This is a genomic window from Pseudonocardia sp. CA-107938, assembly GCF_050936315.1.
Taxonomy (GTDB): Bacteria; Actinomycetota; Actinomycetes; order Mycobacteriales; family Pseudonocardiaceae; genus Pseudonocardia.
Window position 1 is genome coordinate 37531 of the sequence record NZ_JBNJNA010000001.1, and the last position, 22201, is coordinate 59731.

15 protein-coding genes are annotated in these 22201 nt (G+C 74.4%); 2 read left to right on the forward strand and 13 right to left on the reverse strand.

The genetic code is table 11. The features are described 5' to 3' along the window. Positions 1 to 16: 16 nt before the first annotated feature. Positions 17 to 1354: a nucleotide sugar dehydrogenase gene (locus tag ACQEVB_RS00215; protein ID WP_432963033.1), complete on the reverse strand. Its 1338-nt coding sequence runs from the start codon at positions 1352 to 1354 to the stop codon at positions 17 to 19. Between the two features lie 119 nt (positions 1355 to 1473). On the opposite strand from ACQEVB_RS00215, the gene ACQEVB_RS00220 reads away from it, so the two are divergent. Then, complete coding sequence (locus tag ACQEVB_RS00220) at positions 1474 to 2265, forward strand: GNAT family N-acetyltransferase (protein ID WP_432963036.1); 792 nt, start codon at positions 1474 to 1476, stop codon at positions 2263 to 2265. Here the strand turns inward: ACQEVB_RS00220 and ACQEVB_RS00225 are convergent. Next, a complete protein-coding gene (locus tag ACQEVB_RS00225) occupies positions 2210 to 3544 on the reverse strand; it encodes a polysaccharide pyruvyl transferase family protein (RefSeq protein WP_432963039.1) in 1335 nt (444 codons plus the stop codon). The two genes, ACQEVB_RS00220 and ACQEVB_RS00225, sit on opposite strands and share 56 nt — an antisense overlap. A gap of 179 nt (positions 3545 to 3723) precedes the next feature. On the opposite strand from ACQEVB_RS00225, the gene ACQEVB_RS00230 reads away from it, so the two are divergent. Next, a complete protein-coding gene (locus ACQEVB_RS00230; protein WP_432963042.1) occupies positions 3724 to 5268 on the forward strand; it encodes a lipopolysaccharide biosynthesis protein in 1545 nt (514 codons plus the stop codon). Here the strand turns inward: ACQEVB_RS00230 and ACQEVB_RS00235 are convergent. From ACQEVB_RS00235 to ACQEVB_RS00285, 11 genes are all read right to left on the reverse strand, one after another. Further along, positions 5165 to 6253, reverse strand: a complete 1089-nt coding sequence (locus ACQEVB_RS00235) for a glycosyltransferase family 2 protein (protein ID WP_432963045.1) — start codon at positions 6251 to 6253, stop codon at positions 5165 to 5167. The genes ACQEVB_RS00230 and ACQEVB_RS00235 overlap by 104 nt on opposite strands. 91 nt (positions 6254 to 6344) lie before the next feature. Continuing rightward, positions 6345 to 7157 (reverse strand): polysaccharide lyase, encoded by an 813-nt coding sequence (locus ACQEVB_RS00240; protein ID WP_432963048.1) that lies wholly within the window; start codon positions 7155 to 7157, stop codon positions 6345 to 6347. Between the two features lie 80 nt (positions 7158 to 7237). Then, complete coding sequence (asnB, locus tag ACQEVB_RS00245; RefSeq protein WP_432963051.1) at positions 7238 to 9103, reverse strand: asparagine synthase (glutamine-hydrolyzing); 1866 nt, start codon at positions 9101 to 9103, stop codon at positions 7238 to 7240. Beyond that, complete coding sequence (locus tag ACQEVB_RS00250) at positions 9079 to 11253, reverse strand: alginate lyase family protein (protein WP_432963054.1); 2175 nt, start codon at positions 11251 to 11253, stop codon at positions 9079 to 9081. The genes asnB and ACQEVB_RS00250 overlap by 25 nt, the downstream gene beginning before the upstream one ends. After that, positions 11250 to 13169 (reverse strand): glycosyltransferase, encoded by a 1920-nt coding sequence (locus ACQEVB_RS00255; protein ID WP_432963057.1) that lies wholly within the window; start codon positions 13167 to 13169, stop codon positions 11250 to 11252. Before ACQEVB_RS00255 ends, ACQEVB_RS00250 begins: the two co-directional genes overlap by 4 nt. After that, on the reverse strand, positions 13166 to 15439 hold the full coding sequence (locus ACQEVB_RS00260) for a glycosyltransferase (protein WP_432963060.1): 2274 nt from the start codon (positions 15437 to 15439) through the stop codon (positions 13166 to 13168). The genes ACQEVB_RS00255 and ACQEVB_RS00260 overlap by 4 nt, the downstream gene beginning before the upstream one ends. Further along, a complete protein-coding gene (locus ACQEVB_RS00265) occupies positions 15436 to 16503 on the reverse strand; it encodes a glycosyltransferase family 4 protein (protein WP_432963063.1) in 1068 nt (355 codons plus the stop codon). The genes ACQEVB_RS00260 and ACQEVB_RS00265 overlap by 4 nt, the downstream gene beginning before the upstream one ends. Beyond that, complete coding sequence (locus tag ACQEVB_RS00270) at positions 16500 to 18005, reverse strand: O-antigen ligase family protein (protein WP_432963066.1); 1506 nt, start codon at positions 18003 to 18005, stop codon at positions 16500 to 16502. Before ACQEVB_RS00270 ends, ACQEVB_RS00265 begins: the two co-directional genes overlap by 4 nt. Next, positions 18002 to 19573, reverse strand: coding sequence for a hypothetical protein (locus ACQEVB_RS00275; RefSeq protein WP_432963069.1), 1572 nt, complete (start codon positions 19571 to 19573; stop codon positions 18002 to 18004). Before ACQEVB_RS00275 ends, ACQEVB_RS00270 begins: the two co-directional genes overlap by 4 nt. Then, on the reverse strand, positions 19570 to 20844 hold the full coding sequence (locus ACQEVB_RS00280) for an acyltransferase family protein (protein ID WP_432963072.1): 1275 nt from the start codon (positions 20842 to 20844) through the stop codon (positions 19570 to 19572). The genes ACQEVB_RS00275 and ACQEVB_RS00280 overlap by 4 nt, the downstream gene beginning before the upstream one ends. Next, entirely contained in the window at positions 20841 to 22178 is a 1338-nt protein-coding gene (locus ACQEVB_RS00285) for a glutamate-1-semialdehyde 2,1-aminomutase (RefSeq protein WP_432963075.1), read from the reverse strand. Before ACQEVB_RS00285 ends, ACQEVB_RS00280 begins: the two co-directional genes overlap by 4 nt. Positions 22179 to 22201: the final 23 nt, after the last annotated feature.

Genomic DNA, 22201 nt, shown 5'->3' on the forward strand with positions numbered 1-22201 from the left:
CGCTCATCGTCCACGATCACCAGGCGATGCCGACGTAGTCGTCGGATCCGCGCCGGGCCGCGGCGTCGGGGAGCCGGACGAGGTCGACGACCGTCTGGTGCGGTTGGATGCGCGCCGCGGCCGCCGACACCGCGGCGGCGCGCGAGCCGATGACGCAGACCTCGGCGTGGGCGAGCACCGCGTCGGCGTCGTCGGTCAGCAGCTCCGAGATGTGGGGCAACCGCTTGTCCAGGTAGGCGCGGTTGGCGCCCAGCAGCCGCGACAGCGCCACCGTCGGGTCGTAGATCCGCACGTCGTAGCCCTTGCCGACCAGCCGCTCCGCGAGCTCGACGAGCGGGCTCTCGCGCAGGTCGTCGGTGCCGGGTTTGAACGACAGCCCGAAGATCCCCACCCGGCGCCGGTCCTGCGACGTGATCAGATCGACGGCCCGGCGCAGGTGCGCCTCGTTGGACTGCAGGACGTTGGCGAGCACCGGCACGTCGACGTCGTGGCGACGGGCGGTGTGGAGCAGGGCGCGGACGTCCTTCGGCAGGCACGAGCCGCCGAACGCGAACCCGGGCCGCAGGTAGGCGGGCGACACGTTCAGCTTGGTGTCGGCGAGGAAGACGTCCATGACGGCGTGCGAGTCGAGCCCGGCGGCGGCGCAGACGGCGCCGATCTCGTTGGCGAAGGTGACCTTCAACGCGTGGAAGCTGTTGTCGACGTACTTCGTCATCTCGGCGACGGCGAGCGGGACCCGGAACTGCGGGCCCGGCAGGCCCGCGTAGAGACCCATGACGAGGTCGCCGCTGCGCGGGTCGGTCTCGCCGACGACCGTCTTCGGCGGGGAGAGGAAGTCGCTGACGCTGGTGCCCTCGCGCAGGAACTCGGGGTTGAGGCACACCCCGAAGTCGACACCCGCCCGCTTCCCCGACGTCCGCTCCAGGAGCGGCACCAGCAGCCCCTCGACGGTGCCCGGCACCATCGTGCTGCGGTAGACGACGACGTGCCAGCCGTCCTTCTGCGCGAGCGCGGCACCGATCTCCTCGCTGGCCCGCTCGAGGAACTCGGTGGAGAGCGAACCCCCCGACCCGGACGGCGTGCCGACGCACACGAACGAGATGTCGGACTCGAGCACGGCGTCCGCCGGGTCGGTGCGCACCTGCAACCGGCCGGCCGCGACCGACTCGGCGACGAGCTCGCCGATCCGTTCCTCGACGATCGGGGAACGCCCGTCCGCCACGAACGCGGTCTTCTGCGGATTGGCGTCGACGCCGAGCACGGTGTGGCCGCGGGCGGCGAAGCACGCCGCGGACACGCAGCCGACGTAACCGAGCCCGAAGACGCTCAGCCGCGGCAGACCGGATGCGCTCATGCGGTGGAACTCGCGGAACAGGCGCAGTCGTTACCTCCCCCGCGCGGCGATCAGGTAACGGGCCTGCCCGGCACGTCGAGTGCCACCACAGGCCATGTCCACGGAGGGTGCCGGCACCGATGACGACACGTGAGTTGCTTCGCTGCGCGGTGCCCGTCGCGCGGTACTACCTGCGCCCGCTCCGCCGGTCGCTCACCACGTTCCGACAGTGCGAGGGACGCACCTGGAACGTCGTGCTGGGGCCCGTGCGGGTCTGCGGGCACGACGTCGTCCTGCGGACCCCGCGCGTGGCCGATGCGGCCGAGTGGCGGGCCGCCCGGCTGCGCGAGCGGCGCCGCATCGAGCCGTGGTGGGCGTCGGATCCGCGCAGCTGGGCCGAGCGCCACACCGACGCGGCGTGGGTCACCGGGTGGCTGCAGGCCCGGCAGCAGGCGCGCGCCGGCCACGCGTTCCCGCTGATCATCGAGGTCGACGGCCAGGTGGCCGGCGAGTGCGGGCTCGCCTGGATCGCGCCGCACACCGCGACGGCCGAGATGAGTGCCTGGCTGGAGGCCGGTTGGGGCGCACTCGGCGTGTCCGGGGTGGCGGGCGGGCTCCTCCTCGACCACGCGACGTCGGTGCTCGGCGTCCAGCGCGTCATCGCGCCGATCGCGGCCGGCAACCGCGCCGCGGCGTGGGCGGTCGTGCGTCTGGGCCTGCGCAAGGAAGGGCGGATGGCGGGCTACCTGGAGGTCGGCGGCCGCCGCCTGGACCACGACCTCTGGGCGATCACCGCCGAGCAGCTGCCCGAGGGCGGCCTGGCCGAGGCGATGCGCGCCGCCGCGGAGAACGCGCCGCGGACGCGCGGTGCGCGCGTCACTCCCGCCGAATCAGCCGGAACACCTGCTCCAGCGCCGTCCGGCTCGCCGTGATCTGCGCGGCGGCGCGCGCGAGCAGCTGGTCGCGCAGCGCGGGCGCCGCCTCCCAGCTCGTCCGCACCGCCTTCGTCAGTGTCTCCTGGAGGGCCGGGTCGTCCAGGTGCACCAGCTCGATCCCGCCCTCGAACATCGCGGCGAGGCCGAGGAACTTGTCGTCGTAGTACTCCGACGAGGTCAGCGCGACGACCGGGATGCCCTGGGAGAGCGCGAACACGGCCAGGTGGTAGGCGCCCGTCACGACCACCCGGCACCGCGACACCCGGCGCGCGACGTCGCGGGCGCTCACGAACGGACCGAGCGGCGGCACGACCCGCGGCGCTCCCTCGACGAGCGGCAGCGTGGAGCGCCGGTCCTCGGAGCGGTACTCGGAGATGATCAACGGGACGAGTCCGGCCGAGAGCTCGTCGGCGAGCGCGTGCACGCTCGCGCGGACGGCGGCCGTCGCGGCGACGCCCACCGGTGAGTAGTCCGCGACCCGCAGGCAGATGCCGAGGTCGGTGCCCGGCCGCGCGGTGCGCACGCCGTGCGCCAGCTCGATGGCGTCGTCGCCCGTCACGACGACCCGCTCCGCCGGGACACCCAGCTCGGCCAGCAGCGCGGGACCCGCGCGGCCCTCGCGCAGCGCGATGAGGTCGACGTCCGGCAGCACCTGCGCGGCGCGGGCGACCAGCGCGGGATCCACCAGCGGCCCGAGGCCCTGGCCGACCATCGCCGCCGGGATACCGCGCTCCCGTGCGGCGGCGAGCACGTCGAAGGTGCGCAGCGCCTGCGCCGGGTCGACGTCGGTGACGTAGCCGCCGCCGATCGCGAGCACCAGCGACGCCGAGCGCACCGCGTCGGCGACGACCGGGAGGAGCGCCGGTTCGGCCGGTGCCTCGCCGGACGCGGGCTGCTCCGGTGCCTCCTCCGGCGCCGGGCGCCGGGCCGCGAGGTACTCCGACAGGCGTTGGCGCAGCTCCAACCACCGCGCCGACGCCGGCCCCACCACCGCGGGCCCGAGCTTCGCCGCGACCCGCCAGAACGGCGCGGCCAGCCCCGGCAACCGCCCGTCGGACAGCGGGTGGACACCGGGCAGGTAGGCCACGAGCAGCGACGGCGCACTGGTGATCACGCTGATGGTGGCCAGCGGCCAGCGCTCCCTGATCCGCGCGACCGTCACCTCCAGCATCGCGAGGTCGCCGTTGTTGCGCAGCCAGTACTCGCCGTTCTGCAGCACCACCCGCACCCCCGCTCCGGCGTCGGGTCCGCCCGGTGACTCGCCGTCAGGCGACATGTGTGTCCTCGATTCCTCGCCGATTCCCGGGTGCGGGCTCCGCGTGTCCAGTCGTTCCGCGGAGCGCGGGAGTTAACCGCCGGACGCGCTAACGAACGTGCGCGCCCGGTCGAGTCCACCCCTGTGGTGCCGCCGACGTCGATGAACGGCCGCGGCCCCGCCATCGGGCCGGGTCTGCGGTGAGCACCGTCGACCGCCCGGACGCGCCTCCTGCTCCCCGGCTGGCGCAGCGGATCAAGCGGGTGGCCTGGGCCTCCGCGGCGGCGCAGGCACTCGGCGAGACGATCTCGCTGCTCCAGACGGTCGTGGTGGCGCGGCTGCTCACGCCGGCGGAGGTCGGGCTGTTCGCCGCGGGCACCGTGCTCACCGCGTTCCTCGCCGAGTTCACCGAGGGCGGGCTGCGCTCGGCGCTGGTCAACCGCGGCCACGAGGTGGACGAGGCCGCCGAGACCGTCTTCTGGGCCACCCTGTGCGGCGGGCTGGCGCTGTGCCTGGGATCGCTCGCCGCGGCCCCGCTGATCGGGCTCCTGTTCGACGACCCGACGGCCGGGTGGATCGCCGCCGTGTCGTCGGGAGGGCTCGTCCTGTACTCGCTGGCCAACGTGCCGGAGGCGTACCTGCAGCGGGAGTTCAGCGTGTGGCGGCGGCTGGTGGTGGGGCCGGCGGTCTCCATCGCCTTCGCCGGGGTCACGATCGGGCTCGCCGCGGCCGGGGCCGGGGTGTGGAGCCTCGTCGCCGGCAACTACGCCTCGTACGTGACGCTCGTCGTGGCCGTGTGGTGCCTGTGCGGCTGGCGACCGGGTCGGGCGCGACCGAGCATCCGCCTGTGGCGGGAGCTCGCGCGGTACGGGTTCCCGCTCGTCGTCGGGTCGTTCGCGGCGAAGGCGCGCCAGCTGGCCGAGTCGGTCGTCGTCGGCCGCTTCCTCGACGTCGCCGCGCTCGGCCAGTACCGGTACGGCCTGCGGATCGCCCGGGTGCCCACCAACGCGTTGATCGAGATCGTCGCGAACGCGCTCTTCCCCGCCTTCTCCCGCCTCGCCGCCGACCGCGACCGGCTCGCGCAGGCCTACCTGCGGGCACTGGGCTGGGTCACCCTCTGCTCGGCGCCGGTGTCGGGCCTGCTGCTGGCCATCGGCGAGCCGGCAGCGGTCGTCGTCCTCGGCGAGCCGTGGCGCGGCGCCGGGATCGCGCTCGTCGCCATGGCGGGGCTCGGCCTGGGCAAGGCGTTCGCCTCGGTCAGCGAGGAGGCCATCAAGGGCTCCGGCCGCACGTCGGTGATCAACTGGTTCACCGCCGTCGAGGTCGTGCTGGGGCTCGGGCTGCTCCTGCTGGTGTTCCCGCTCGGACTCGTCGGGGTCGGGCTGGCGATCTCGATGACGGCGCTGGTGGTGGGCGTGCAGTGCGTGCTGACCGCGCGTCGGGTGCTGGGTGTGCGCGGCCGCGACGTCGCGCGCGCGACCGTTCCGGCAGTGCTCGCTGCCCTGACCGCGGCGGTCGTGACGCACGCCCTCGACGCCCAGGTGCTCCACCCCGATCAGCGGTCGACGGCGCTCGGGGTGGCCTTCCTGCTCCTGGACGCGCTCACCTTCCTCGTCCTGTACGTGAGCGCGTTCACGATGATCATGCCCCGGACCGTGTCCGAACTGCTCGTCTCGCTGCGCCGGAGGCGTTCGCGCGGAGCCCACCGGTTACGGTCGAAGCGAACCGCGAAGCGAACCGGGTGAGGTGCTGCTTCGCCGGGTGGATCCAGCGCAGCACCGCCGGGGCGAGTCCCAGCCCCGCGACCACCGCGACGCTGCGTGCCGTGCGCCGCTGCCGGAACGCCGCGCGCGCCGCCTCCCGCGCCCCCCTTGTGTCGCCGTTCACGAACGCCCAGCGCGCCCGCCGCAGCTCCCGCTCGTACCGCAGCCTGCGCAGCCTGCGGTCGAGGGCGCGCAGCGTCGCGGCATCGCCCGACTCGACCGCCGCCTCGGTGTAGACGCGCTCGCGGCTGAGCTCGAACGCCTCGACGGTGCTCGGGTCGCGGGACGCCGAGTCGTCCCGCATCCGGTAGCGGGTCAGCCGCTCCGGCAGGACCCGCACGTCGTGGCCGGACCCGACCAGCCGCAGGAACAGGGCGATGTCCTCGACGAGGTCCGTGCCGGCCGCGTAGCCGCCCGCGGCGAACCACGCCTCGCGGCGGAAGGCGGCGAAGTACGGCACGACGTCGTGCTGCCCGATCAGGTCGGCGAGGGTGAGCCGGTGCTCCAGGCCCGTCACGCGGCGCAGGAACGACCGGGCCAGGTCCTGCACCTGCCCGTCCTCGAACAGGGCGGCGTTGCAGGACAGGACGTCGATCTCCGGGCGCGCGTCCAGCACCTCGCCCATCCGCCGGCAGAAGTGCGGCGCCAGCTGGTCGTCGCTGTCCAGCGGCACCAGGTAGCGGCCGCGGGCCGCCGCGGCGGCCGTCCGGATGCCCCCGATGAGGCGCGCGTTCTCCTGGCGGATCAGCCGGACCCGGGGGTCCGCCGTGTAGCGCTCGACGATCTCGGCGACGGTGTCCGACGGCCCGTTGTCGACGACGATCAGCTCCCAGTCGGGCACGGACTGCGCGAGCACCGAGTCGATCGTCGCGGGCAGGTAGTCCTCGCACCGGTACGCCGAGCACAGGATGCTGAACGACGGCCGCGCAGCATCGGCCGCCCCGCTGCCACTCGATGGGTCGAGCATTCGGGTTGCCCTCCGCCCGGTCGGGTTGGAACCCGAGATTCCTCGGTGGAACTCGACGCCCATCGGCCCGGTGTTACGCACTGCAAGCGGCTCAGCCGACCGCTGCCGCCAATGTGGTGGAAATGCGCCAGTTGTCCAGGTACATGGTGGCGGGCGTCGTCACCGTGGGGTCCCGGTACGGGCCCGTCTTGACGTAACTGCCCGCCCGATCCCCGGTTCCGGGGTACAGGGTGCCCGTCTCCGGCGCGTACCGCGGCACGACCAGCTGCCCGTCCTGCCACACCTCGACGAACCCGATCCGCGGATCGGTCGAGAACTTCACGTGCCACACCCAGTCGACCCACACGTCGGTGGTGACGGGACCGATCGGCACCGCGAAGGGGTGCGGACCGAACGGGTACCCGTACCCGCCCTCGACCTTGTACTGCGCGTCCTCCACGTACAGCGCGAGCGGCGGGGAGCCGTCGAAGTTCTGCTTGAACTGGGTGATCAACTGCCATTCCGGGTGCAGCGCGAACCCCTTCTGCAGGTACGTGGAGAACCCGAAGTAGAGGTCGTCGCCTTCCTTCAGATCACGGAACTTCGGCAGGAGCTCGTTGCGGGAACCGCAGCAGATGCCGTCGGAGGCGTCCGTCGCGCCCGTCAGCTGCAGCCGGACGGCGTACCGGCCACTGCGCACCGGGCTCGTCACCACCTTGGGCGGGGTGCCGCCGACGTCGTTCCACGGGCCGTCCTGGAACTGCGACAGGTCGCCGGTCTCCAGGTCGCCGACCCACAGCGGCGGCCCCGCCGGCACCGCCGCGGGCGCGACGGCGTGGTCGACGTCGAGCGCGACCGCCGAAGCGCAGCCCGACAGGAGCAGCAGCGCGCACGCACCCGTCGCCGCGATCGCCCTGACCCGCATCACCGACCCTCCCAGCCGACGGTCACTGTAGTGGCGCGGGTGGCCGGGCCGGTGTCGTTCACGTGACAGCAAGGGCACCTTCACGACGAGATCGGTCCTGAAGGGGGCCTCGCTGACACCACCGTTCGGGCCGCCTCGTCCAGGAAGAAGCGCCGGTACCAGACCTCGAGCGAGAGCAGCGGCCAGATCCGGGCCTCCTCGTTGGCGACGCCGTCGCGGTGGCGTTCCAGCAGCCGCAGGACGGCCGGCCGGTTCATCAGGCTGCCGACCAGCGAGTCCCGCGACGTCAGCAGGTCCCACGCCATGTCCTCGAGCCCGCCGCGGAACCAGGCGTCCATCGGCACCCGGAAGCCCACCTTCGGCCGGTCCACGATGTCCGCCGGGAGGTGCTGCCGGGCGACCTCCTTGACCACCCACTTCGTCACGCCGCCGCGCACCTTCACCGACGACGGGAGGCTGAACGCGAGCTCCACGAGCCGGTGGTCGAGGAACGGCGGGCGCAGCTCCAGCGACGCCGCCATCGACATCCGGTCACCGCGTTCGAGCAGGTTGTCCGTCAGCCACGAGGAGACGTCGGTGGCGAGCATGCGGCGGATCAGGTCGCCGTCGTACGGGCCGGCGGTGCGCGGGTGCCGGGCGTGCAGGCCGACGAGTTCCCGCCGTTCCGCGGCCGTGAACGGGGCGAACCAGCTGCGGTTGCGGTCGTCCTCGGTGGCCTCGGTCAGCGTCCGCAGCGCGATCCGGGCGCGGGCCGCGACCGGCGGCAGGCGCCGCTGCAGGGCGTCGGCCAGCGGCACCCGCACGCGGGCCGGGAGCCGGGCGAGGCGCGCGACCGCGGCGGCGTAGCGGTACTTGGGGTAGCCGGCGAACAGCTCGTCACTGCCCTCCCCGGACAGGACGACCGTGACGTGCTGGCGCGCGACCTGCGCGAGCCGGTAGACGCCGAAGTCCGACGGCTCCGAGATGGGCCCGTCGCGCTGCCACGTCAGCGGCTCCCACAGCTCGACGAAGTCGGCCGGCCGCAGCGACACCTCGTGGTGCCGCGTGCCCAGCACCTCGCTGACCCGGCGGGCGTGCGGCAGCTCGTCGAAGCGCGGATCGCCGAAGCCCGCCGCGAACGTCTCGATCGGGGCGCCGTCGCGGTGCCGCCGCATCAGCGCCACGATCAGGCTGGAGTCGACGCCGCCCGAGAGGTAGGCGCCGAGCGGCACGTCGGCCACCATGGCGGCCTCGACGGCGCGGTCGAGCGAGTCCGCGACCTCCCGCACGGCCGCGGCGGGGTCGGTCCCGGCCCGGGTCCCGTCGGGGATGGACCAGTAGCGCTCCAGCCGGGCCGTCCCGTCGGCGCCGACGCGCAGCCGGTGCCCGCTCGGCAGCTTCCGCACCCCGACGAACAGCGTGTTCGGCGCCGGGACCGAGCGCAGCGCCAGGTAGTCGTCGAGGCTCGCCGTGTCGACCTCCGGCCGCCGGCCCAGCGCCGGGAGCAGCGCCTTCACCTCCGACGCGAAGGCGATCATCGTCGCGTCGACGGTGTAGTAGAGCGGGAGGATGCCCAGCCGGTCGCGCACCAGCAGCAGCTCGGCGCGGTCCGCGTCGTGCACCGCGTAGGCGAACTGGCCCTGCAGGTCGTCGACGGCGGCGGCGCCGCGCTCGTGGTGCGCCGCCAGCAGCGTCTCGGTGTCGCCCGAGGTGCGGAACTCGTGGCGCAGGCCGGCGCGCAGGTCGCGGTAGTTGAGGATCTCCCCGTTGAAGCACAGGTGGGTGCGGCCGTCCGGGGTCGCCATCGGCTGCGTCGAGGACGCCACGTCGATGATCGACAGCCGGCGGTGCCCGAACCCGATCGACCCGTCCACCCAGTGGCCGTCGGCGTCCGGGCCGCGATGGGTCAGCCTGTCCGTCATCGCTCTGATGAGCGCGGGATCTACCGGCGCTCCGTCGAAGCGCATGATCCCGACGATCCCGCACACTCCGCGTTCCCCCCGTCCGACCCGCCCAGCGGGTCCCACGCGACCGAGCCGTCTGCCCGGGCGTCGATCCGCACCACCGTGTGCGCCCAGCGCACCTCGATGACCTCGTCCTCCAGCGTGACCGTCAGGTCCGCCGGTCCGGCTCCCGTGGCCAGCACCGTCGCGACGGCGGCGGGCAGCGCGACGCCGTCCGCGACCGTGCCGACGAGCCAGGCCGGGCCCCACGACTCGAACCGCGTCGACCACCAGCCGAGCCGCTGTTCCTCGTCACCGCGCACGGCCCAGCTCTGCACGGGCACGGTCGCCGCCGCCGTGATCGAGACCGTCGCCCCGTCCCGCGTGCCGACGTGGGTGCGCCCGTCGGTGCGCACGTCGAGATCGGGGTGCAGCGGCCAGGACGTCCGCAACCGGTGCTCGCCGACCCCGGTGAACAGGTCGACGACGACGGCGACGTCCGACGACGGCGGCGCGACCAGCCACCGGCGGTGCGTCACCGGCCGGTCGCCGTGCGCGTACCCGTCGTGCCGGGCGTCGACCACACCGCGGGCGAGGTCGACCGCGAGCACCGTCGTGACGGCCTTGCGCCCCCACAGGAACGGGCCGGTCGCCTCGGACTGGTCCCGGTCGTCGACCGACGCGGTGGCGTGCATCCGGGTGCCGCGGAACGCGGCACGCCACGCGGGATCGCCGTAGTAGCTGCCCGTGCCGGGGTCGCCGATCAGGTCGTGCGGGCCGTCGGCGAGGGTCACGGCCAGCGCGTCGGCGTGCCCGTGCGCGGCGAGGGCGAGGTAGCCGAGCGGGCCGACGTCCATGCAGATCCGCCGCGACCCGCGGCGCAGCACGACGAACCCGCCGTCGCGCGCGTACCGGTCTCCGGGCGGGGCCGGCCGGGCCGCCGGAACCGCGCACGCGGTACCGCCGAGCCAGGCCGCGGCCAGGTCCGCGCCGGCGGGCGCCTCGCCGGCCACCGCGGCCACTGCGGCGAGGTGCCGCCCGGGCGACGGCAGCGGGTCGGCGTGCAGGCGCAGCGCGAAGCCGCCGTCGTCGTCGCCGAAGCGCTGCGCGGGCTCACCAGGAGCCGCGATCGACCGCAGGTGCGCGGCGCTGCGCCGCAGGGCCGCGCTGATCGGGTCATCCGACCCGGCGCCGCGCAGCCGGCGCAGCGCCGTCGGCACGAGCAGCAGGTCGGCGGCGAACACCTGGTAGGCCGCCGACTGCTCGGCGCCCATGCCGTCGGGCAGGATCTGCCGCTCGGCCTCGCGCGCCAACGCGGCCGACGCGCGCGGTCCGAGGCGCTGCGCGACGTCGAGCTCCGGGTGCAGGAGCGCGATCGTCACGATGCCGACCAGCTCGCCGAGCAGGTGGTTGTTGGCCGAGCTGTAGAGCGAGCGCTCCCGCCACGACCGGTCCGCGCTGGCCGCCAGCATGGTGACGGCCCGCCGGTAGCGCTCGGGGTTCATGGCGGGGGCGTCCCGCAGCCCCTGCAGCGCGACGGCGACCGAGATCGCCCGGACGCCGGCCTCGAACCCGCCGCGCCACGCGATGCCCCAGCCGACGGGGTTCTGCTCGATGAACCCGTCGAGGTCCGCGAGCGCGGCCTCCGCGTATCCGGCGTCCCCGGTGACGAGCCACGCCTGCGCGAGCCACGGCAGGTGCTGCAACCGGTTGAGCTCCCAGATCCACTTCGGGTCGCCGCCTGCGGATCGGTGGTCGATCCGGCCGGCCGGCCGGTGCGGCCAGCGGACGCCGTGCCGGGGGTCGAGGTTCCAGTCGACGACGCCGTCGGGGTAGCCGACGGGTTCCTCGCCGAAGAAGCCGAACCGGTGCTCGCGCACCGTGTCCGCGGCGGCGACCACCGCGGCGACGTCCCGCGGGCACGCCGCGACCACCTGCTCGACGCGCGCCGCGTCCAGCAGGACCGGGCGCCCGGACCCCCGGCGGAAGCCGTCGTACGCGGCGGCCCAGCCGATCCCGTCCGACAGCACCGGGACGGGCCAGAGCCGGTCCCGCACCGGCGCCGCGTGCGCCCCGGCGCGGGCCCGGAGACGCCACGCCACCTCGCGCGGGCTCATGGCCAGCGCGCGCGAGCGGTACCAGGAGAGACGGTGCTGGACCGTCGTCCCGATCAACGGCGGGCCACCGCGTACACGGACGGCGCGGCGACCTCACGGACCGGTCGCCTGCCGAGCACGGTCAGCACCCCGGCCGGCAGCCGCGAGCCGTACTTGAACGCGAGGTAGCCCGCGGTCAGGAACTCCACGTCGGTGAAGTTCCGCTCCAGCATCCGGCGCAGCTCCGTCTCGGCGAACCCCGCGTGCGCGCCCAGCTCGTTGCGGAACCGGCCGCGCAGCCGCGCCGTCCAGTCGGCCGCGTTCCACCGCAGCTTGTCGCGCAACGACGAGTCGTACGAGCCGATGTAGCCGACGGCCCGGTGCCGGTTGGGCGTGCCCACGTAGATCAGCCCGCCGGGGCGCAGCACCCGCGCCAGCTCGACGAGGCTCGCCGGCGGGTCGGGCACGTGCTCGATGACGTGGTGGTAGAAGACCAGGTCGAACGACTCGTCGGGGAACGGGAGCTGCTGCACCGATCCCTCGACCAGCTGGAACCGGCCGTCGTCCAGCGAGGCGAGCGCGGGGTCCCACCCGACCGCGACGTCGACGCCGACGAGCTCCACGTCGAGGGTGTCGTAGATGTACTTGGCCTCGTGCCCGAGCCCGCACCCCGCGACGAGCACGCGGCTGCCGGGGGCGAGCGGGCCGCGCGCGGTCACCGTGCGGCAGAAGTGCTGCGCCCCGGCGTGGGTGTCCTCGTGCGCGGAACCCTGGTAGGCGGGCTCGACGGTCATCGGGTGCTCCTTCGTGCTCGGTGCGAGCCGCTGGTAGAAGTCGAGGAGGTTGGCGCGCGACACGTCCCACGACAGGTGCCGGGCCACCCGCTCGCGGCCGAGCGCGCCCATCGCGGCACGCCGCTGCGGATCGTCGAGCAGCTCGACGACCAGCTCCGCGAACGCCCGCTCGTCGTCGTCGGCGGCGTAGACCGCGGCCTCGCCCGCGGACACCCGGGCCTCGACGAGCTCGAACGAGACGATCGGCAGGCCCATCGCCATGTACTCGACGACCTTGTTCATCGTCGAGACGTCGTTGAGCGGGTTGCACGGATCGGGTGAGAGCCCGACGTCCGCGGTGGAGAGGCAGCGCTGGAGGAACTCGTCGGACACCCGCCCGGGGAACTCGACGACGTCGTCGATCTTCAGGTCGCGGGCCAGCTCGATCATCTCGTCGCGGGCGTCGCCGGCGCCCATGAAGATCGTGTGCAGGTCGTCGCGGCCGAGGTCGTGGCGCACGTGGGCGAGTGCCCGCAACGCGTAGTCCACGCCGTCCTGCGGGCCCATCACGCCGACGTAGGCGGCCAGGTGGGCCTTGCCCCGGCGCAGCGCCGGGTCCGGGTCGCGGGGCACGAAGCGGGCGAGGTCGGGGGCGCTGCGCACCACCTGCACCTGGTCGGGGCGCTTGCGACCGCGGGTGAGCGCGACCCGCCGATAGCTCTCGTTCGTCGAGATCACGCCGGCGGCCAGGGCGAACGTGATCCGCTCCAGCACCACCGCCACCCGGAACAGCCACTCCCCACCGCGCGGGAACCGCGACCGGAAGAGCTCCGGTACGAGGTCGTGGTGGTCGAACACGAACCGCGCCCCGCGTGCCATCAGCGGCAGCGCGGCGAGGAACAGCAGGTCCGGCGGGTTGCACGCCTGCACGACGTCCACCGGCCCCTCGCGGCGGACCCGCAGGGCGAGCCGCAGCGTGTGCCACAGCGCGAGCCCGTACTCGCGGACGTACCCCGCCGGACCCCCGGTCGCAGCGCGCAGCGGGTAGCGCAGGATGCGCACGCCCTCCAGCACCTGCTCGGGCTCGGTGTCGCGCTTCGTGCCCATCGGGCAGATCACGACCACGTCGTACCCGGCGTCGACGAGTGCCCGGCACTCCTGCCACACCCTGCGGTCGAACGGCACGGACAGGTTCTCGACCAGGATCAGGACTCGGGTCATCGCGCTACCAGCTCTTCCAGGAGGGCCGTGTAGCCCTCGACGGTCCGGTCGATCGAGTGGCTGCGCTCGGCCCGCGCGCGTGCCCGAGCGCCCATCGCGGCCCGCAGCCGCGGATCGTCGACGAGGTCGGCGAGCGCCGCGGCCAGCGCGTCGCTGTTCCCGCTGGGCACGAGGCGGCCCTCCAGCCCGTCGGCGACGAGGTCGGCGATCGCCCCGACGTCGGTGGCCACGACGGGGACGCCGGCGGCCATCGACTCCAGCACGATCAGCGGCGCTCCCTCGTGCACCGACGACAGGCAGGTCACGTCGAACGCGGGAAGCAGGCGGTCGACGTCGCGGCGGACCCCGGTGAACAGCACGCGGTCGGCGATCCCCAGCTCGGCGGCCAGCGCCTGCAGCTCCGCCGCCCGCGGGCCCTCCCCGACGACGACGAGCCGCAGGCCCGCGCGGGAAGGGGCGAGCGCGGCGACGGCGCGCAGCAGCACCTCGTGCGCCTTCTGCGGGCTCAGCCGGGCCACGATGCCGATCACCTGCGCGTCGTCGTCCAGGCCGAGCAGGGCCCGGCCGGTGGCGCGGTCGGCCGCGGCCGGGAGCTCGACGCCGTTGCCGATGACCACCTCGCGGGTCCGCCGCCACGGCCTGCTGCCGACGCCCTCCTGCTCGCGCAGGTAGCGGCCCTGGCTGGGGGCGAGCAGGACCAGCGCGGACGACAGGAACAGCGTCTCGACGTCGTGGCGGGGCAGCACCCGCCCGCCCACCGCGGTGAGGTCCATGTCGTGCGCGGCCACGACGTTCGCCGGCACCCCGGCCAGCCGCGCCGCGAGCCGGCCGAGGGTGAGCGCGGCGCGGTGGTGGTGGTTGACCAGGACGACGTCGGTGCGGTCGGCGCGCAGCGAGCGGACCAGCCGCGGCACGGTCGAGAGGTCCCACCGACCGGTGCGCTCCAGCACCTCGACGGGGACGCCGGCCGCACGGAACTCGTCCGCCAGCGGGCCGGCCTCGCGCAGGCACACCAGCCGCGGCCGCACGGCGTCGCGATCCATCCGGCGCAGCACGTTGAGCAGCAGCATCTCCGCGCCACCGACGAACGTCAGGTCCATGACGACGGTCAGCCGCACCGGCCGTCCCCGGCCGGCGGTGCGCAGGAAGGCGTCCTGCGCCGCCCGCACCGACGCGTCCAGGGAGAACTCCGTCTCCACCCGGCGGCGCCCGGCACGGCCCATCGCCTCGGCGCGGGCGGGGTCGCGGAGCACGTCCAGCAGGGCCTCCGCCATCGCCGCCGGGTCCTGCTTCGGCACGACCCGGCCGGTGACGCCGTCGTCGACCAGCTCGGGCACCCCGCCGATCGCGGTCGCCACCACCGGCACGCCTGAGGCCATGGCCTCCAGCACGGCCATCGGGAAGCACTCCACGGTGTAGGAGCCCAGCGCCAGCACGTCGACGGCGCCGAGCAGGCGGGGCACGTCGGCGCGCGAGCCGGCGAACACGACCGCGGCGGCGATGCCCAGCTCGGCCGCGAGCTTCTCCAGCCGGGTGCGCTCGGGGCCGTCCCCGATCACCACCAGCCGGGCCTCGGGCAGCTCGGCGAGCACGGACCGGGTGGCCCGCAGGAGCATCGCGTGGTCCTTCTCGGGCCGCAGCACCGCGACCACCCCGATGACGGGCGCGGCGACGGGGATGCCCAGCTCGGCGCGGACGTCCGCGTCCCGGACGGGCGGCCGGGCCGGGTAGCGGTCGGGTTCCACCCCGTTGTGGATCACGGTGATCTTCGCGTCCGGGTAGCCGAGCTCGTCGGTCATGTACGGGCGCTGCCCGTGCGCCACCGCGTAGTAGGCGTCGGTGACGGGGTCGAGCACGCGGTCGACCAGCCACCGCACCCGGCCACGGGGCTCGACGTCGCCGCAGTTGTGCACCCACACGACCGTGCGCGGCACCCGCGTCAGCGCGGCGGCGATGCGACCGAGCGCCTCCGCGTTGTACCCGCGCGTGACGACCACGTCGGGCCGCTCGCGCAGCATGATCCGGACCAGTCCCAGCAGCGCCCGGACCGGGTTGGTGCGGCTCCGCAGCGCCGTGGCGGGCACACCGAGCCCGGCGAACAGCTCGCCCTCCTCGCCGATGCAGACGAGCGAGGCCGTGAACCGGGCCGGGTCCAGCGCCGGCGCCAGCGTGGCCGCGTGCCGCTCGGCGCCACCGACCCGCAGGTCGGGGACGACGAACAGCACCCGAAGCGGTCCGCTGGTCCGCGGCTTCCGGCGGAACGGGTTCATCGGGCCCGCACCTCCTCGTAGAGGGCGTCGAAGCGCCGCCACACGACGTCGACGTCGAACTCGGCGAGCACCCGCTTGCGGGCCGCGGCGCCCAGCCGGGCCGCCAGCTCCGGGTCGGCGAGCACCCGGCGCAGCGCGTCGGTGAGCGCCTCGACGTCGTCGGCGGGGACGAGCAGACCCGACGTCTCGTCGTCGACCATCTCGGGGATGCCGCCCACGTCGCTGACCACGACGCACAGCCCGTGCGCCATCGCCTCCAGCAGCGCCATCGGCTGTCCCTCGCTGCGGGACGGCAGGACGAACACGTCGGCAGCGGAGAGCAGGTCGGCCACCTCGGCCGGGGACAGCCAGCTGTGCACCGACACCGAACCGGCGAGGCCGCGCTCGGCCACGAGTGCGCGGGCGCGCTCGTGCTCCCGGTCCCCCGCCATCGTCAGGTGCGCGCCGCCGAGCCCCTCCGCGGCCAGCGCCGTCCACGCGTCGAGCAGCGCGAAGGCGCCCTTGCGCTCCCCGATCTCACCGAGGAACACCACCCGCGGCGGCCCGTTCCGGGGCTCGGCGGGCGGGGGCACGTGCACGGCGTTCGGGATCGTGACGACGCGGGCAGCCGGCGCGATGTCGCGCAGGCGCTGCGCCCACCGCTCGCCCAGCGCCACCACGACGGCGGCCCGCTCCAACGTCGCCCGGACCGTCGCGCGCAGCGGTCGCGGCAGGCGGTCGTGGAAGACGTCGAACTCCGACCCGTGCACGTGCAGGACCACGGGCACGCGCACCGCCCAGGCCGTCCAGCACACGACGGCCTTGCGCACGAAGCTGCCGTACGACGACATGTGCACGTGGACGACGTCGGGCCGGCGGACCGCGAGCGCCCCCAGGTAGCGCACCAACCCGACGGCGAACGCACCGACCTTCGCGCCGACCCCGCCGTCGCGGTGCGTCGCGATGTGCTGCACGTTCCAGCGCGTCCAGAGCTCGGTGCCGCGCAGCATCCGCACGTACGACGAGATGCCGCCGCGGGTCTGCAGGCTGGTGGACACGGCCAGCGCGCGGCGGCGGCCCCTCACGGTGCCACCTCGCGGGCGCAGCGGTCGGCGACCCCCACGGTCGCTCCGATCAGCAGGAAGGTGAGCAGGTTCGCGAAGTCGAAGAAGCGCAGGTCCGCGGTGAAGCCGCTGACCACCCACGTGCCGAGCACGGTGACCGACACCAGCCCGAGCGCGCGACCGGCGAGACCGTGCACCGGCAGCCTGCGCAGGGCCGCCACCAGCGTCCTCGCGATGAGCAGCATCACCGCGAGCCACAGCGCCAGCCCGATCAGCCCGAGCTCGGTCGCGATGCCGAGCTCGTTCTCGTGGGAGGCGATCGCGTAGCCGCGGCGGAAGTCGGTGCTCGGTGTCCACTGCTTGTGGTGCTGGGTGTTGACCTGGGCGAACCGGCCGATCCCCCACCCGAGCAGCGGCTTCTGCTCGATCGCCCAGAACGAGGTGGCGATCGAGTTGAGCCGGTCGTCCACCTCGCCGGCCGACGCGACCCCGCCTGCGGTCCGGTCGGAGCTGGTGAACGTCGACCAGTTCACGCCGATGAACAGCAGCGCCGCAGCGAGCACGGCGACGAACCCGGCCCGCGCGCCTCGGCCGAACAGCGCGCAGAGGATCACCCCGACGCCGAAGACGAGCCACGCCGCCCGCGTCTTCGTGAGGTAGATGCCGGGTAGGCACAGCACCGCGCACAGCAGCATCAGCAGCCGCGGCCCCGGCCGGAGCGCTCGCTGCTGCGCCAGGAACATCGCCATCACGAACCCGGCCACCATCACCAGCCCGTTCACCAGCGGCTGGTTGACCACACCGACGGCGCGTTCGGGGTAGCTGGGGGCCGTGACGATGTAGCGCGGCCACACCAGCGAAGCCGGGCCGGTGAACTGGAGGATGCTGACGACCGCCGAGTACGCGGCCGGCAGGACGAGCGCGATCATCAGCCGGCGGACGCGGTCCTCGCTCTGCAGCAGCGCGCGGCCCGCCAGGTACGCGACGAACGGGATCACGGTGCCGGTGAGCACGAAGCGGTAGACCGAGATCGCCTCGCCGTTACCCGGCACCTCCGCCGGGTACTCGTGCGGCAGCACGGCCGACACGACGTTCCACGCCAGGTAGGCGAGCATCGCCGCCTCCACCGCCCCGAAGGGCACGGTGACCGCGCCCCGCTGGATCGCCAGGGCCAGCGCGACGACCAGTGCGCACAGGACGAGCACCATCGGCTCGGCCGGCAGCCCGGGCAGCTGCAGCGCCAACCGCATGAAGGACGTCACGACCAGCAGGGTCAGCGCGACCAGGGGCGAGCTCAGCGTCAGGCACACCGCGAGCCCGCCGACGACGAGCACGACGAGCCCGAGCGGGCCGCGGACGGGCGCCGCGAGGATGCCCACCGCGATCACGACGACGGCGACGCCGAGCACCACCGCCACCCGGAGCGGGCTGTCCCGGTCGACGGCGAACCTGCCCTCGAGCCGGGACAGGGGGAGGATCTCGGGCACGGCGGGCGCCCGGGTCCGGATGAGCTGCGTGATCATTTCGCGGCGGGGCGCCTGCCGTCGCCGTCCGACGGCGCCGGGCGACCGCGGGCGGCCGTCTGCCCGACGAGCCGGCTGTCGGGCTCGCGGGCGACCGGCTGCTCTTTGGGCCCGGTCACCGGCAGCGTCACGGTCTGCGCGTCGACCGCGACCGCGGGCCGCCGGTCGACGGACGTGCTCGCGGGTTCCTCCGGCACCGGCGTGGGCTCGGCCGGCGACTCCGGCCCGGTCGGGTCGTCCAGAACGGCACCGCCGGCGGTGACCCCGACCTCCGCGAGCAGGGCCACCGCCTGGCGCAGGTCCGCGATGCGCGCGCTGCCCCGTTCGACGACGAGCACGACCCGGTCCGCAGCAGCGCAGACGACCTGCGACTCCGGCGCGACCTCCAGCGGCGCGGCCAGCACGACGGTCAACGCGCACGCGCGCCGGGCCTCGGCGACGAACTCGCGCACGCGGTCGGGGTCCATCGCCCGGAACGGGTCGCGCCCGGCGAGGTCACCGGCCGGCACGACACGCACCCCGTCGGCCTCGGGCCGGACCAGGTCGGTGAGGCGTGCCCCGCCGGCCAGGAACTCGGCGAAGCCGCGGGGACCGGCGGCCGCCGCGCTCCGCACGTCGGCGCGCACGAGCATGGCGCCGGCGCGCCGCGCGCCCGCCGCGCCGGCGAGGCTCCTGGCGAACCGGGTGGCCGCCGCACCGGTGCCGACCCCGACGACGGCGACGACGCTCGCCCGCGGGCCGTCGGTCACGCTGAGCGCGTTGACCAGCCGGTCGAGGGCGAGCCGCCGGTCATCCGGCCGCTGCTTGCGGCGGAGCTCCCCGAGCACGGTCAGGTCCAGCCGGCGCAGGTCGTCCGTTCGACGCACCCGCCCGTCCAGCAGCGCGAGCGCGAGCGCCGCGACCAGTCCGAGGAGGAGCCCACCGACGGCACCGGTCGCCAGGTCGACGACGTGGTTGCGGCTCGTGGACGCGACGCCGGCGACCGGCTGCAGCCGCTTGAGGTGGTTCGTCGCGTCGGAGGAGATGTCGGTGATCCGCCCCTGCAGCGACCGGATCTGGTCGAGGATCACGTTGCCCTCGGCCGAGGTGACGCCCGGACTCTGCAACTGCTTCACCGCCTCGTCGACCTGCGCCTGCAGGTCCCGCACCTCGCGCGCGCGCTCGTCCACGAGGCTGTTGCGGATGTCGTCGCGGAACGTCTCGGCGGCGGTCTCTGCGGACTTGCGCGCGAGGTCCTCGCTCGGCGCGGAGGCCTCGATGTAGATGATCGGGCTCGCGGCACCCGTCTTCGCCGTGAGGACGACACCGGCCGGGATCTGCGCCGCGGCGCGCAGCGTCTGCTGGTAGGCGGCCTGGTTGAAGTAGTCGACGTAACCGATCGACAGCACCGCGTCCTGCTCGGGCGCGCGGTTCTGCGACTGCGTCGTCAGTGCCGCGGTCGCGCTCCACGACGTCCGTGCCACGACGAAGGACCAGTACGCCGACCCGGCCAGCGCCAGCAGCGCGACGGCCAGCACGATCGGCCACCGGCGCAGGACCGGAAGGACGTAGGGACGGACGAGGTTCACCGGACACCACCACGGGACGAGATGTCGTCGACGGACCACGGGGCCGCGCCCGGTCGAGCCCGGTGCCGCCCCTCACCCCCGCCGACCTGCCGAGGCACACGAGGTGCCGAACGCCGCCGGCCGAGCGCCATCGTGGGCCGTTCGACCAGGTAGTAGCTGAGCGCGCCGAGCACGATCGCCGCGGCGGCGGTCACCAGGAACAGCAGGTAGCCGCTGTCACCGAGGCCCCAGTCGTCCCACCCCAGGTGGTGGAAGAACGAGGCCAGCGGCTCGTTCCACAGGAAGATCCCGAAGGACACCAGGCCCAGCCACTGCATCGGCCGGCTGCCCAGCGCGCGGCGGACGGGGTCGGTGCGCTCGCCGCCGAACACCGCGGGGGCGACGAGGAGCACGGCCGCGGCCAGGCTCGCGACGTGGACGACGTCGCCGGGGCTGCCGTGCACGAAGCCGAGGGCGAGGAAGAGCGCCACCGCGGCGACCCAGCAGCGGTTCGGGTGCCGCTCGACGAGCTCGACCCACCGCGGTCGCGCCTCGGCGCGGCCCCACAGGATGCTGGCCAGCGCGAGCGCGAGGCCGCCCGCGAACCAGTCGACGTGCCCGAGCACCGACCACACGAGGAAGCCGAGCGGCCCGTCCCCGCGGTCGAACACGAACCGCCGGGCGAGGTAGGTGCCGACCACCGCGGCCGCGAGCAGCCCGAACTCCAGGCGCACCTGCTGCCGCACCGGCAATCGGCCGAGCACCCGCTTCGCCACGAGCGCGTAGACGGGGAGTGCGAGGTAGAACGACATCTCCACCGACAGGCTCCACGCCGGCGACAGCCCGTCGAACATACGGCCGGGCACCCACGTCTGGACCAACCCGTAGAAGATCCACCAGTCCTGCACCAGCACGGGCACCAGCTGCGGCAGCAGCAGCCCGAACACGGTGATGGCCACCCAGTACCCGGGCAGCACCCGCAACCCGCGGCGCACCAGGTACCCGGGCACGTCCGGGGCGCGGGTGCCGGCGAGCCGGGCGGCCGCGAACGGCCGGTACAGCAGGAACCCGGACAGCACGAAGAACACCGTGACGCCCATGTTGAGCTGCTGCCCGCCGTCCCACAGGGACTGCCCGGCGGCCGGTGCGTCGAGCTGGAGACCCGGCGAGTGGGCGTGGTAGCCCACCACCATCAGCGCCGCGATCGCCCGCAGCCCGTCCAGCAGCGGAAACCGGTGCGGCGACCCGACCGGCGCGCCGGCGACGCTGGGTCGCGGCGCGGCCTCGGTCACGGCAGCCGCCGCGGCGCGGCGAGCAGGCGGTGCGCAGGCGCCACCGGACGGCCCGCGAAAAGGGCCTCCGGCCGGCCCGACTCCAGCGCCTTCCGGTATGCGGACATGGCGCCGACGGCCGCGTCGACGGTCTGGTCGACGTCACGGTCGTCGTGCGCGGCGGAGATCACGTACGACTGGCCGAGCACCCCGCGCTGCAGGATCTCCTGCAGGAACAGCGTCCGCATCGCCTGCGACGGCGCGCCGTCGGCGTCGGCGGTGCGGAAGACCAGGCACGACGGCCGTCCGGTCACCGAGAGGAACTCGCCGACGCCCGCCTCGGCCGCGGCGGCGTTGATCTCCGCCGCGAGCCGGCGGCCCTGCCGTTCCATCACGCCGACGGGGTCGCCGGTGCGGTACGCGGCGACGACGGCGCGGAACGCGGCGAGCGAGACGGTCTCGGCCCCGTTCGTGCTGGAGAGCAGGAAGACCCGTGGCCGGTCGGTCGCGAGCCCGCCCAGCTCCATCAGCTCGCGGCGGCCGGCGAGCGCCGCGATCGGGAACCCGTTCCCCATCGCCTTGCCCCACGTGGACAGGTCGGGCCGGACGCCGTACACGGACTGCGCGCCGCCCGCTGCCCACCGGAAACCGGTGATCGTCTCGTCGAACACGAGCACGACGCCGTGCTGGTCGCAGAGCGCCCGCACCCCTTCGAGGAAGCCGGGGTCGGGCTCGAGCTGCCCGGTCGCCGCCTCCAGCACGACGCAGGCGACGTCGGCGCCCTCGGCGTCGAGCACGGCGCGCAGCGACTCCAGGTCGTTGTACCGGAAGGTGCGCACGAGCGACCGGACCGCCTCCGGCACCCCGGTGCGGATGGGCAGCGTGCCCACGAACCAGTCCTGCGAGGAGAAGTACGGCTGGTCGTCGCACAGCACGACGAGGTCGCGGCCGGTGGCGCCGCGGGCCAGCCGGATCGCTGCACTCGTGGCGTCGGAGGCGTTCTTGCAGAACTTGACCATGTCGGCGCCCGGGACCAGCGACAGGAAGTCCTCGGCTGCGGCGAGCTCCAGCTCGGTGGGGCGGGAGAAGGAGACCCCGCCGGCCAGCGCGTCCCGCACGGCCTCGAGCACCGGCTCGTAGCAGTGCCCGAGGGTGATCCCCCGCATGCCCATCCCGTACTCGACGAACTCGTTGCCGTCGACGTCCCACACGCGCGCTCCGCGCCCGCGGGACAGCACCGGGGCCATCCCCTCCGGGTACTGGTCAGAGCCTTTCGCGAACGTGTGCGCACCACCGGGTACGAGCTCGTGCAGTCGGGCCTGCATCGCCGTGGAACGGTCGAACCGGACGTTCACGAACGCGCCTCTCGTGCTGGTCT

What these genes read in the sequence shown, in the direction of transcription:
- ACQEVB_RS00215 (WP_432963033.1), bottom strand. Translation starts at nt 1,354, where the DNA reads ATGAGCGCATCCGGTCTGCCGCGGCTGAGCGTCTTCGGGCTCGGTTAC.
- ACQEVB_RS00220 (WP_432963036.1), top strand. Translation starts at nt 1,474, where the DNA reads ATGACGACACGTGAGTTGCTTCGCTGCGCGGTGCCCGTCGCGCGGTAC.
- ACQEVB_RS00225 (WP_432963039.1), bottom strand. Translation starts at nt 3,544, where the DNA reads ATGTCGCCTGACGGCGAGTCACCGGGCGGACCCGACGCCGGAGCGGGG.
- ACQEVB_RS00235 (WP_432963045.1), bottom strand. Translation starts at nt 6,253, where the DNA reads ATGCTCGACCCATCGAGTGGCAGCGGGGCGGCCGATGCTGCGCGGCCG.
- ACQEVB_RS00240 (WP_432963048.1), bottom strand. Translation starts at nt 7,157, where the DNA reads ATGCGGGTCAGGGCGATCGCGGCGACGGGTGCGTGCGCGCTGCTGCTC.
- asnB (WP_432963051.1), bottom strand. Translation starts at nt 9,103, where the DNA reads ATGCGCTTCGACGGAGCGCCGGTAGATCCCGCGCTCATCAGAGCGATG.
- ACQEVB_RS00255 (WP_432963057.1), bottom strand. Translation starts at nt 13,169, where the DNA reads ATGACCCGAGTCCTGATCCTGGTCGAGAACCTGTCCGTGCCGTTCGAC.
- ACQEVB_RS00260 (WP_432963060.1), bottom strand. Translation starts at nt 15,439, where the DNA reads ATGAACCCGTTCCGCCGGAAGCCGCGGACCAGCGGACCGCTTCGGGTG.
- ACQEVB_RS00270 (WP_432963066.1), bottom strand. Translation starts at nt 18,005, where the DNA reads ATGATCACGCAGCTCATCCGGACCCGGGCGCCCGCCGTGCCCGAGATC.